Genomic DNA, 13360 nt, shown 5'->3' on the forward strand with positions numbered 1-13360 from the left:
AAAAATATGAAGCTGAAATTATTTCCTAATTTCTATGAATCTACAAACAATAAAATAAATAGTAATTTCGTTAGTAGAAACAATCACATTATTGCTAAAATTAAGGCAGGATATGATAACTTTAATGAGGTTACTATTAAATTATTAGGATTTGCTATTAAGAATGTTTTATCTAATGTTAGCAAGGATAAAAAATCAATTTTAATTGCAAATGATGGCAGCCATAAATTTTTAGCTTTTTTTGAAAATGAATTAATTGATAAAATCAATGGTGATCATATAGACTCATATGGTTATGAGAAAAATGAACCTGTTAGCAGAGCATTTTGTTCATTTACAAACAGTGTTAGCGAAGCTTTTGTGGTCATCATATATCTTCATAAATATGATAATAATAATTTTGCCATTTCGTTATATGGTAAGAATAATGAACCATTAAATCATAAAATAATTGAATATATTCTAGACGAATATACAAAAGTATCAATAGACTTAGTTAAGGATAGTAATACGCAAATGCGTAATTTAAATTTTAGAAAAATATTAAAGGAATACACTGATTTTCTTTTAAGTAAAAACTTTACTAAAAACGCTAATCATATTCTCAAAATAGGTGTAATTTCCAGTGCACTACAAGATTCATTTGTTAAGAAAATTCTTGGAAAAAATGATATTGCTTATACAGTTTTAAAAGATACATTTAAGCTTGATAAGCCTAATTATTTGAAATTTTCAATTTTTAAACTTGCATTACTTAAAAATGTCGATTATATTTTTAAATTTTCGTTTGACTATGAAAAGGTCTATTTATATAGAAGAAATAATAAACAAAAATATTTTATTCAATATGATTTGGTTGATATCTCTGACCTTGTGATAAATTATTTATCCTTTACTAATAATTACACAAATACAAACAATGACTTTAAAAATTTAAAAAGTATTGCTACATCAAATCTTTGCAAGAAGGAGAATATTACAAACATAGCTAATAAATATAAAATTAACCTTGGTTTTAGTTGAAAATTTGATTCAAAAAATATAGAAAAACCTGATTTTATGTTTTTTAATGAAGATTATCAGGTTTATTTTAGTAATGATAAAAAAATCAAGTATGATGCATTTTTATTTTTTAATATTTTAGTCGATATGTTAAATTATTATCAAACTCAAGAAATGAGATATGATGATATATGTGACCAAAATTTGGACCTATCAAATAAATTGATTATTAGTGAATTTGTTTATGATTGTCATCCATCAAATGTTGTTGACTTTGAGACCAAATTATATATGCAGGATTCAATTGCCCAATTAAAAGTTAGCACAATTGAAGATGTTAGAAAAAATTTTAAGGATAGTGATACAAAGTATGTCGCAAAGTTTAATTTTGAGCAAAGAGAATGAATGGCTATTAAATATGACGCTAAATACGAAAAATTAATTTTTGTGATTCAAGAAAAAAATAATACTAGAGGTAATATTGCAAAAAAAATCAAGAAGTTTATGTATAAATTTACAATTAAATATGATAAACCATTGATTAATTTGGCTGAATAAATATTTCTTGCGAAAATAATTAGTTATTGACAATAAAAATAAGGTATAATTGTAAAGCATTGACAACAGCATAAATAATATTATTTAAAAGTTTTTTCTTTGTTTTATAAATTTGATAGTAAGGAAGCTGTTTAACCGAAATCATTAGAGAAAAAAATATAAATTAAGAATTATTTAATTGTCTTTGCATATTGAAAGGAAAAAAATATGTCAAGATTCTTAGGATCAATTTTTAAAAAATCTAGAAGATATGGAACATCGCTTCTAGAAAATAATAAAGAATTCACAAAGGGTAAGAAGAGAATGACTGCACCTGGTCAACATGGTGCCAAAAGATCAAAACCTTCTGATTACCAATTGCATATGTATGAAAAGCAAAAAGTTAGATTTATGTATGGTTTAAATGAAAGACAATTCAAAAATCTATTTACTATTGCCGCTAGAAAAGATGGTGTTACAGGTATTAATTTATTGCAACTAGTCGAATCTAGACTAGACAATCTAGTATTTAGAGCAGGATTTGCTCGTACTAGAGCTCAGGCTAGACAATTTGTAAACCATAATCACGTAGTTGTTGATGGACATAAGGCAAACATACCTTCAATGATTATTAAACCAGGTTCTGTAATCGAACTTAAATCTTCATTAGAAAATAATGCAAATGTTAAAGACGCTCTTGAAGTTATGACAACCGCTGCATGATTAACTCGTGATGGGAATAAGTTTACATATACAAGAATGCCAGAAAGAAATGAATTTGCAAAAGAAATTGATGAATCATTAATTGTTGAATATTACAACAGACGTTAAAATTTGCGCTTCGGCGCATTTTATAATTCATTTTGGTACATTTGTTAATGTTGCAAATAATGTAGTTTATTCGAAGTGTTTTTTTGGATTAATTTAATATAATAAAATGCTTGCAAATATAGTATAATAATAAAGCCATGAGAACGGTAACCTTGTAAATTGGTCAGGATAGAGATATAGCAGCCATATCGAGAAGTGCAGTGTCTTGTGGTTTTTATTTTAAGGAGAAAGAAATGATTTGCACACGTTTATTAAGTCCTATAAAAAATCAAGAAGATTATGATATATTACCAATTCTTGATTTAGGTGATTTTGTTATTTATAAAAAAATTGCAAAATCTCCGTTTTATAATTCTATTGATTATGAATCATACATAAGCAATGAAGAAACTCAATATAATTTCTACTTTGAGGAAAGTTTATATTTCATTTGTTCTTATGAATTGTTTTATAGTCAGTTTAATAAAGATGCTGTTTTTATTAAAAATATCACTGCCAATAAAAAAATTTCTTATTTTAAATTAAAGCAGTTAAAAAAAATTCGTGAAATAATAAACAATGATGGAAAAGGTGGAACATTAATTACGTTTAAATATAAAGAAAATAATTTTTGACCATTTTATGTTTTTTGCGACCAAGAAATTGCTGAGAAAGAATTTAAATATCTATTAGAAACAGTATATAAATGTGACGTTAATGCAAATATTCAGCTTCATGAAAATTATTTCATTAAAATAAAAACCGCAAATGATGCTTTTTTAAACAAAGAATCATCAGTTTATCATTATGTCCATAATATTATTGGGATTAATATTGAAAAAGCCATTTATGACTTGGAATCAATAAATTAAAAAGTCCAAAAGGACTTTTTAATTTATTATTTTTGGTACCTTATCCCTAATTGAGGGCCTGTTTTTAATCAGTTACAAATTATTTTTGAAAAAGAAGATTAAATAATTAAAATATCCCAACAACATATTTGGAAGAAAATTTATCAAATTTTGTCATGTTGTTTGGTTGTTTTTGCATAATAAATTTAGATTTGTGTAATTGCTATACTCAAATCTCTTACTAAAAGGTAGGCTAGTGATTAATTTACACAAAATTTTCTACACTACTGAAAAAATTCTTTTATTTTAACTTAATAAACTCCATAAAAATGGAATATTTATTTTTTTTATACTTAATGTGGGAAACACGGGAATTGTTCATCTATATAAATCTTTAAAAATTTTAGTTATTGCCAAATATTGCCCGGTATAAGCAACGAATGATATTTTTTTATCATCTTCTAATAATATACATATTTATTATCACCTTTTCTAATCATTTTGACATTTTTAGGCATTTGAACTCTTTGGCCTTTTAGTACCATTTTTACCTCATTTTTCTTTAGTGTATTTATAACTAAATTATTATATATTTGAGGTCAAAAAAAGTAAAAAATGCTGATTTTTTTAATAAATCAGCATTTTCCCCTTATTTTAGTTATAAAAAATGTTAAAAGTTTAAGTTATTAATTTATGAAAATCATTAATTAATGTTGCAATAAAATATTTTATTCAAAGAACGGTGCATGTCTTTGAGGAAATCCGTCTTTATCTAATAGAACGCCTTTTAGTAGCGTATCCTTATATTTTGTTTTAAACTCATCTCATAGTTTTTTAGCAACTTCTTTTCTTTCATCAATATTTAGGGTAATTTTATCAATTCATATATATTTGTTTTCTTGACTAATTATATTTTCTGATGCTTCAGCAACCATCGAAACTCAATATTCAACAAAATCAATTTGTGAACTTCCCCTTCAGAAATCCCTTGTATTAGTTCTTTTTCCAATCAAGCTAGAATCAATATTAAGAGCTACTATTTCTTTGCTTCTTATATCAGGAGCTTCTTTAAATCTTTTAAATTGCGCATCAAGTTTTGATTTTTCATTTTCATCCAAGAATGGATTTAATTTTAAGTCTTTAATAAATTGTAGATAGTCATAATCAAGCTTTTTTAATCTTCTGGCATTAAAGAATACATGTTTTAGATAATTATTTTCTGCTTCTATGGCTTGTTCACGTGTTGTCCCTTGATTTGTAAATATTGTTTTAATATGATTAATATGTTCGCTCGCAACATTTACTGGGAATGGGCCAGCTTCAGGCGGACTTTGTGTAGAATGTTTTTCAACTCTTTCAATAAAGAAGAATGTTCAATTCTTGGTTTTACTATCATCTTCTCAACGTTTAGCAAAATCTTCTACTTCTTGTTTAACTCTTCTATATTCCTCTACGGTTTTTGTTTGGTGAAGTATTTTATTTTGCAACGCCATTCCTTTATTTCTGAATTCATTTTCAGCGGCATGATTTCCTATTCCTTTAATTACTTTTATTTTTACAATAATTGAGAATAAGGCTTTCTTCATTTCACTAAAATCCTGGAAGGTTTCAGTATAATCGCTATTTATTATAGTTCCCCCGTTTGCATGTTGCAATTTCAAGTCATTAAGTTCTGCGGCTTTTTGACGATCTATATCATTTTTTATAGCATCTAGTTGTTGCTTAGTAGTTGCGTCAGTAATTCTCTTGTTTAGCATTGATAATTCCGAACTATTTAAACCTCCTCTACCAGTTTGACCATTTCCATTTGGGTGGCCAGATAGGTCAAATAGTTCAAGTTTTGAAACTTCATCTTTTAGTTTATCTTTTTCCTTAATTAAGTTAAGTTGTTGTTTAACCATATCAAGGTCTGATTCACTATCGATGTGTTTTAGTTGGTTTATTAAATCTTTTTTATCTGCCGAATCCTTTTGCTTTTCTATTTCTTTTTGAATATTACCTTTTTTCTTTTCTAGTGCTTCACGGTGTTTCATGATAGCCTTACCGGTAATATGTTTAATACCACTATTTTGACCATCGATGCTTATAGTACTATCAAGCTCTTTTTTTAATCTTTCTTTTTCATTATTATCTGTTAATTTATCAATAGCGTCAAGCGCCCTCTTAACAGCATCTTTTATCTTCTTATTATTTTCATTTAATCTATTAATTTCATCAATTGATTGTGCTTGATCAATTTGATGTTTTAGAGTTTCTATGGCGTGTGATTTGCTTCCACCAGGATAATTAATTTGATCAATGATTTTCTTTGCATCTTCCTTAGCTTTTTGAAGTTCCTTAGACTTTTGCATAACTTCTTTTTCTTTTTGCTTTTCTGCTTCAGCTTTAATAGTTTTAAGGTTTTCAATACTATTTGTTGGGTTATCTAATTTTTCTTGCAGTTTTTTCTTTTCATTTTGATCAGTAATTTGCGAAATAACTTCTTGAGCTGAACGCTTTTTGTCTTTATAATCCTGTTTATATTTTCTAACCTTTTGTAATAGTGTTGAAATTTTAGTATGATCAGTCTTAGAAAATTCTGTTAAGAATTCACTTTTCTTTGCTTCTGGTTTAATTTTATCTATTTCTTTTTTTAATGCATCAATATTTGTTTTTAGCATATTTAGAGTGGTTTCTACAGAATTTTTGTTTGAATAATCAATTTTAGATGTTAGAGCCTGCTTAATTTTTTCTTTTGTATTTAATGAATCAATTCTTAATTGCGTTGCATTCTCTGGATATGCTAATTTATCAATAAATAAGTTGAAGTTTTGTCTTGTAGCATTTGTAACAAGTTCCTTAATGTCATTGATGGTTTTAGATAAATTTGTATGATCATTAGGAACTTGTATGTTATCGATATTTCTCGTTATATTATTTTTTTCATTTTCAGAAATATTGCTTAAAGTGCCAATTTTTCCGTTTGAAATACGTTTATAGTTTAGTATTATTTCATTTTTTAAGTTATTTTCATTATATACACCACTATCAGTTATTGTTGTAGGAACAGTTTGGTTTAATCTTGTTATTAAATTGTTTTTATCAGCGCCATTATCAAACGAAGAATTAATTACATTTTTGTATGTTTCAATCTTATTAGGTCAACCATCTGGTAGGGCGTTATTAGCTTGATTTATATTTTGTGCTGAATTTAGCTTTTGTTTTATTTTTTGAACTGCTTGTGCATTATTTTGTGAATATTTTAGATTTTCGCCATTAATGCCTAACTGATCTTTCTTTTTTTGCATCTGACTGCTAAACTCAGTTATCTCATTTTGTTTTTGATTTAAACTTTGGATATTATTTAATTGTTTAACACTATTTTTTAATGCGGTTTTGGCTTGGGTTGCTTCACGAGATTTAGGATCTGGATAAGGAATTTTATCAATTAATTTATTAATTTCCTTTTTCTTATTAGCAATGCTTGTATCTTTATCATGTTTTGTTTTGTTTGATTTAGCCTTATTTAATTCATCTTCTAAATTCTTAGATATTTCCTCTAATTGTGCTTTTGTTTTTGTTGTAAGATGAGGTTTATTTTGCGAATTGTATGTATCAAGAATATTTTGCAATTCTTGCTTAATTTTTTTGTATTCATTTTTATTTAAGATTGAATTTATATAATCTTTAATTGCATCTGCTTTTTGTTGAGTTTGCGCTCTTAGTGTTTCTTTTTGTTTATTAATAGCATCAAGCGCTTTTTTGGCGACATCCTCAGCTGCCGTTAATCCTCTATTAGCATCGGTAATTTGGGCATCAGTTAGTTTAGCAGTTTTATTAGCTGCTGGTTCTGCTGAGCTAATTGCATTTGTAAGTGCAGTTGTTGAATCACTTAATGCCGGTTCTTTAGCCATTTCTGCTTTTGTAGCATTTGCTTTTTCAAGTGTCATTTCTAATTTTGCAATCTCGGCATCGGTTTTTTGATTTGCAGCTACTCTTTGCGTTTCAGCGTTTGTTGTTGCTTGTTCTAAGGCACTAGCCTTATCTGAAATGCTTTCAATTGGGTCGGTATTTTTTATGGATTTATTTGTATTAATTTTTTGTTGCAATTGATTAATTATGATAGCTAAATTTGCGTGGTTTGGATCTTTCTTTAATGAATCTAATTTTGCTTGTGCATCTCTAAGCTTTTTCTTATGCAGGTCTTGCTCAGTATGAAGTCTGTTATTAAAATTAGTTATTGCACTGTTTGCTTCATTTTTTAAATTATTTAATTTATTTTTTTGTTCAATAAATTTTTCGTGTTCTTCTCTGTTGAGTACATTTTCGGCCTCAGAAATGGCAGAGTTAAGTTTTTCTTTTAACTTAGTCATTTCTGGGTCATGTGTTATGATACGTTTTACAACTTCCCGCAGATCGTTTTTAGCTTTTGTAAGTTGTCGCTTATTTGTCTCAGTAATTTCTGCATCTTTTTGCGCTTTATCTCTTTTTGCCTTTTCTAGGGCTGCATCAAGTTTAGATTTGATCTGTTCTAGGTCGTGTTTAGTTTTAGAATTAATATTTGTCTTATCGTTATTGTTGTAGTTATTTAGGATTGTTTCTAGTTCGTTTTTGATTTGTCTATAAGCACTATCGTTAGATAAATTTTGATTTTTATATTGTTCAATTTCGTCAGCCTTGATTTGAATCTGCTTTATTAATTTAGATTTTTGGTTATTGATACTATCAAGGGCAGCTTTTGCAACCTTTTCAGCTTCTGCAAGGATTTTATTAGCTTCTTTTATTTGAGAATCTAGAGCTTTTTTATGCGCATTTTTAATGTTATTTGCATTATTTATCGCTTGCTCAAGCGTTTGTTTTTGATTATTTAATTCAGGCTCATTATTCATCGCGTTTTTTGTTGCATTGGCTTTTTCTAATGTTTTTTCGAAATCTTCAAGATCCTTGTTAATTTTTTTGTCTACCTCAGCTTTCTCTGCTTCAGCTATTTGGATAGCATGTTGTAATGCTTCCTTTTTGCTATTAATGCTTTGAATTGAATCAGTAATGCTAGAGCTTTGGTTATTGCTGATTTCTTCTTGAAGTTTGGTAATAACTTCTGTTAAGTTATTAGAGTTTACATCATTTCTTAGATCAGTTAGTTTATCATTAGCTTCCTTTATTTTTTTATCGTGTTCTGATTTTGCTTCTTGAATTCTTGCATCAAATTGTTTCTTTTGTTGTTCAGCCGTTATTTTTAGATTATCAAGTTTTTTCTTTTGTTCCTCATACTTTTCTGATTGACTACTTTTTATAATTTTATCTGTTTCATCTATAGCCTTTTTAATATCTTCCTTTAATTTGATCATTTCAGAATCGTTACTTGTTATTGTACTTGAAAAATTATTTAATGCATCCTTTGAATTTAATAATTGTTGTTTATTAAATTCCTTAATGTCACCATCTTTTTTAGCTTGTTCTGCTTTGGCTTCGGTTAATTTTGAACTTAAATCATTCAAAATTTCATCTAGTTGTTGCTTGGTTTTGTTGTTTAGCTCTTTTTTGTTTTGTGTTTCAAAATCGCTTACAGCTTTGACAAGTTTATCCTTTATGTCCTTATATTCGCTCTTAGTTAAAGCGTCCGCATAATCTTTGATATCCTTTGCTTTTTGATTAATCTGGGTTATTATTTCACTCTTTTGCTTATTTATACTATTTATTGTATTTTCTGCTTCTTGCTTTGCTTGACTTAGTTTTTTGTTAGCATTATTGATTTCGGCATTAGTTAGTTTTTTAGGACTGTGATTTTTCTTAGCTGTTGCTTCTTTTATTGTTTGTTCTAATTTATTTTTTGCATCATTTAGCAATGGTTCTGATTGCATTGAACTTGCAAGAGAATTGGCTTCATTTATGGTTTTACCTAAATTATCTAGTGCTGCCTCGGTTTCTTTGTTAGCTATAATTTTTTCATTTTCTGCTGTTTCTATTGCTTTTTGCAATGTGTCCTTTTTGTGATTTATATCTGCAAGTGGTTGGTTGTCATCAGTTATTTGATTATTTGTGATTGCTTGCTGAAGTTTTTGAATGACATCATTTAAGTTAGCAGCATTTTCATCTGCTTGAAGCTGTGAGATTTTTTCTCTTACTTCAAGAATTTTTTGCGCATGAGCTTCTTTGGTTTTTTGTAATTCCTTAGCAAATTCTGTTTTTGTGGTTTCTGCTTTTTTACTTAGGTTTTCTAGTTTTTCTTTTTGACTAACGTATTTATCTGATTCTTCATTTGTAATGATTGCTTCTGATTCGCTGATTGCTTGGTTAAGTTCGTCTCTTAAAGCAGTCATTTTTGGATCTTTGCTTGTTATTGAATTTGAAACATTTGTTAATGCTTCTTTTGCTTCTGCTAGAGCTTGCTTATTTTTAGCTCTTATTTCTGCATCTTTTTCGTCTTTCTTTTGTTTAGCAGAATCAAGATGCATATTCATTTGCGTTACTAAATCATCTAGTTGCTGTCTAGTTTTTTGCCCTAGAAGATTTTTATCATTTGCCTCATAAGATTTTAAAAAGGTATCTAGATCATTTTTAATAGCTTCGTATTCAGGTTTCATTAAAACATTGTTAATATAATTTTGAATTTCAACTTCTTTTTGAGCAATATTTGTTCTGATACCATCTTTTTGTTTATTTGCTTTATTGATGGCATCATTTGCTACATCCTCTGCTTGCTTTAGTGTATCTTGAGCTTGTTTTATAGCGTTATTAGTTAACTTCGGACTTTGCGTATGTGAAGTTCTAGCAACTTCAATTGCTTTTTCTAACACTGTTTTTTGTGTATCTAAATCTGGTTCTTGCTCCATTGTGTTTTTAATTTGTTCAGCATTTTCGATTTCTTGATTTAGTTTGTCAAGAGCAGCTTGTGTAATAGCATCAGCTTTTTCTTTTTCTGCATTATAAAAACTTGCTAAACCATTAAGTTCAGCTGTTGCAGCATCAATATTTTTTAAAGGACCGTTTTCATCAATAACATCATTTTGACTAATCTTTTCTTTGATTTTAGTAATGATGTCAGCATAGTTAGCGCTATTAGGATCACTTTTTGCTTGTTCTAGAACGCTATTAGCACTTTCTTTAGCCTGGTTAAATCTACTTTTTGCTTCTGTTAATTTTTGTTCAAAATCAATAATTTGTTGTTCTGCGCTTTGCTTTAGATTATCAATAGTTTGTTTTTCTTGAGTATATTTATCCGTTTGTTCTTTTGCGATTATTTCACGTGCTTTTTGAATTTCAACATCTAAGTTGTGCTTTAGTTGCATCATTTCGTCATCATTACTTTTGATGCTATCTTTTATAGCCTCAAGTTGGTTGGTTGATAATGAAAGCTGTTCTTTATTTTGTGTATTTGAAAGAAGTTGTTTTGCATTATCTAGTGCGCTTGTGATATTAGATAATTTTTGTTGTAATTCTTGGATAGTATTGTTATAACTTGGATAATTATTGTCTTTGACTAATTTTAGCGATTCTAATAATGGGGTTGTTATTTGAGGATATTCATCTTTATTTGCATTAGCAAAATCGGTTATTTCAGCAATCTTGTTATTAATTTTTTCGATTTCTTCATCTTTATTAGAATTAATTTGGATAATTTTTGTTTCCGCTTTTCGATTTTTATCCTTAAAATCTTCAACTAATTGTTTTAATTCATCAATAGCATCCCTATTGGTTGGATCTTGCGTTTTGGTTATTAAATCTTTTAGATCTTGTTTTTCAGGATCATATTCATCGGTTGGCATTTGCGATACAAAGTCATTTGCTTTTTTAACTAATTCATCCAATTTGGTATTTAATTCGCTAAATTTTTTATTGATTTCTTCTTTTTCTTTAGGTATTTTATCAACTATTTTTTTTAGATTAACTTTAACATCATCTAATCTCGCAACACCAAAATCACTAACATTTGGCTCAATGTTAGTATTATAATCTTCTAAAACTTTGTCTAATTCCTTGATTAATGTCTTATATTTTTCGGAATTTTCATTTTTTAGCCCATTTTGAGCACCAATTAGTTCATTCTTTTTGCTAATAATGTCTTTTTTTAATTCGATAATTTCTTCAATTATTTTCTTGCGTTCATTTTCATCAGCATCACGGAATCTTTTAGCCTCTTTAATTGCTTTATTTAGTTCGTTAAGTTTTTCAAGAACATTGTAACTATTTGAGTTAGCATTGTTATTTGTTTCTTCGGCCGAATTTATTCTTGATTGTAGATCCTTTTTAGAAACATGATAAGTTCCCTTGTCCTTAAATTTTTCTTGTTCTAGTTCAGTGTTAAGTTTTTTAGCTTCAACTAGTGTGCTTATAGATGCTTCCTTAGATTTTTTAAGGTAGCTATCTTTTAAAGTTTTAGCACCGTTGTTATATTCAACTTCAATTTCATCTACGGATTTTTGTTCATTATCTAATGTTTCTAGCGTTTTTTCAGCATCTTGTATGAATTTTTCAAATTCATTAGTTGAACTAATAATATTGTTTTCTTTGGTATATTTAAGATTTTGTTTTGCGATGGCAATTTCTCTGGTCAGATTATCTCTTGCAACTTGCTTTTTAGTTTTTGTTAATAAACTATCAAGCATATTTTTATTTGTAACTAGATCGCCTAACAAAGTATTAGTATTATTGCTTCGCTGTGCTTTTTCAATGGCATCGCTAATTTGATCTCTATTATTTTCATATTCATCAGAAGATTTAATTTTATCTAATTGTTGATGTCCTTTTTCAATTAAGCCAGTTATTTCACTAATTAATTTGTCTTTTTGTTTTGTAATTAAATCACTTGCTTGTTCTGATTTGTTGTTTAGATTAGCTAAAGCTTCTGTAATACTATTTTTGTCAAGTTTTTTTAGAGCTTCATTACCTACATTTATTGCATTTTTTAATTCGTCCTCAATTTTTTGAGAACTAAATAAATCACTAGCTGATTCGATTTCTTTTAATAATTTTTGTGAAGAAGGTAATTCTTGAGTTAAACCATCAATAGCTTCTTTAATTTGTTGTGCATCACTTTTTAGTGGTTTAGCCTTTTCTAGAATTTCTCTTAGTGTAGCAATTTCATTATCTTTGCTCATCTTGTTTTTTATGTTGGTTATTTCAGCGTCTAATTTTTTGGCTAAATTTTTATATTTGTCATAATCGAGGGTTGTGTTCTTATAATTTTCGGCATCTTTTACTAAGTCATTAATTTGCTTTATTAGGTTTTGTTTTTCTAATGATAGAGTTTTTTGGAATTCTGAAATTTTTTCATGTAAAGAATTTAGTGCTTTTTGTCTTTCCTCTAGGGTTGCATTTGGATTATTAAGAATTTTTTCAGCTTCTTTGATTGCTTTTTCAAATATACCTTTATTTTTGATATCAGAAGGAAATTTTGAATCAATGTTTTTTGCATTTAAAATTTCATCTGTCAGGTTAAACAACACTTGGAGATTGTTTTTTAATTCAATAGCTTTGGCTTTTACTTTTGCAAGTCCATCTTCATTGGTTGCATTATTGTATTGATTTTCCAAATTTGTTTTTTCTTGATTGTAAATAGTTATATATTTGGTAGCAAAAGGTTTATTATTGTACTTAGATTCATAGTTTGCAAGAAGATCACTAAATGACGATTTTTCAGAAATTGCTTCACCATTAAGTAATTCAAGATTATCATATTGACTTTTATAATTCTTGAAATTAATTTTAGATGATTGTAATTTAGTTAATATTTCATCTACTTTTTTGATGTCTTTTATATTTAATAATTGTTCTAGCTCATTTAGTTCTTTTTCAAAGGTTGCATAAAGATCGTGAGTATATGTTTTTTTATCAATTTCATTTTGTTTCTTCCACTCATTCATCTTTTTTATTAATGCTTGCAATTTTGCCATTGTGTGATTTCATTTTATTGTTTCATTTAAAAGAACATAGCCTGTTCCAATTGTTGCCCCAATTGAAACACCGGTTATTATTCCGGCTACAACTTTTTTTCTTCTATTTGTTTTTTTCATAAACACCTCAATAAAATATTTTTTGTATAGTTTTTTACATTAATTTAATATTTTAGATAAAAAAAAAAAAGAAAAGAGGGTCAAAATTCATTAATTAGCATGAAAAATGAGACCAATATTTTGAACTTGTTTAAGTATACATTTTGCATAATTTCTAATAAAAAAATA

Annotated in this window: 4 protein-coding genes and 1 other RNA gene; 4 read left to right on the plus strand and 1 reads right to left on the minus strand. The window is 27.6% G+C overall.

The window, feature by feature from the left end; all coding sequences use genetic code 4:
* Positions 1 to 6: 6 nt before the first annotated feature.
* From ACSH4Z_RS00900 to ACSH4Z_RS00915, 4 genes are all read left to right on the plus strand, one after another.
* Positions 7 to 1560, plus strand: a complete 1554-nt coding sequence (locus ACSH4Z_RS00900; protein ID WP_438340743.1) for a hypothetical protein — start codon at positions 7 to 9, stop codon at positions 1558 to 1560.
* Positions 1561 to 1767: 207 nt separating this feature from the next.
* Positions 1768 to 2370: a 30S ribosomal protein S4 gene (gene rpsD, locus ACSH4Z_RS00905; RefSeq protein ID WP_438340744.1), complete on the plus strand. Its 603-nt coding sequence runs from the start codon at positions 1768 to 1770 to the stop codon at positions 2368 to 2370.
* A gap of 127 nt (positions 2371 to 2497) precedes the next feature.
* Positions 2498 to 2593: signal recognition particle sRNA small type (ffs, locus tag ACSH4Z_RS00910), an RNA gene on the plus strand.
* Between the two features lie 10 nt (positions 2594 to 2603).
* Entirely contained in the window at positions 2604 to 3221 is a 618-nt protein-coding gene (locus ACSH4Z_RS00915; protein WP_438340745.1) for a hypothetical protein, read from the plus strand.
* Between the two features lie 707 nt (positions 3222 to 3928).
* Here the strand turns inward: ACSH4Z_RS00915 and ACSH4Z_RS00920 are convergent.
* The gene (locus ACSH4Z_RS00920) at positions 3929 to 13192 is read right to left on the minus strand and encodes a hypothetical protein (RefSeq protein ID WP_438340746.1); all 9264 of its coding nucleotides are present in this window, start codon (positions 13190 to 13192) and stop codon (positions 3929 to 3931) included.
* Positions 13193 to 13360 lie beyond the last annotated feature (168 nt).

This window comes from Mycoplasma sp. 125, from assembly GCF_051549845.1.
GTDB lineage: Bacteria > Bacillota_I > Bacilli_A > Mycoplasmatales > Metamycoplasmataceae > Metamycoplasma.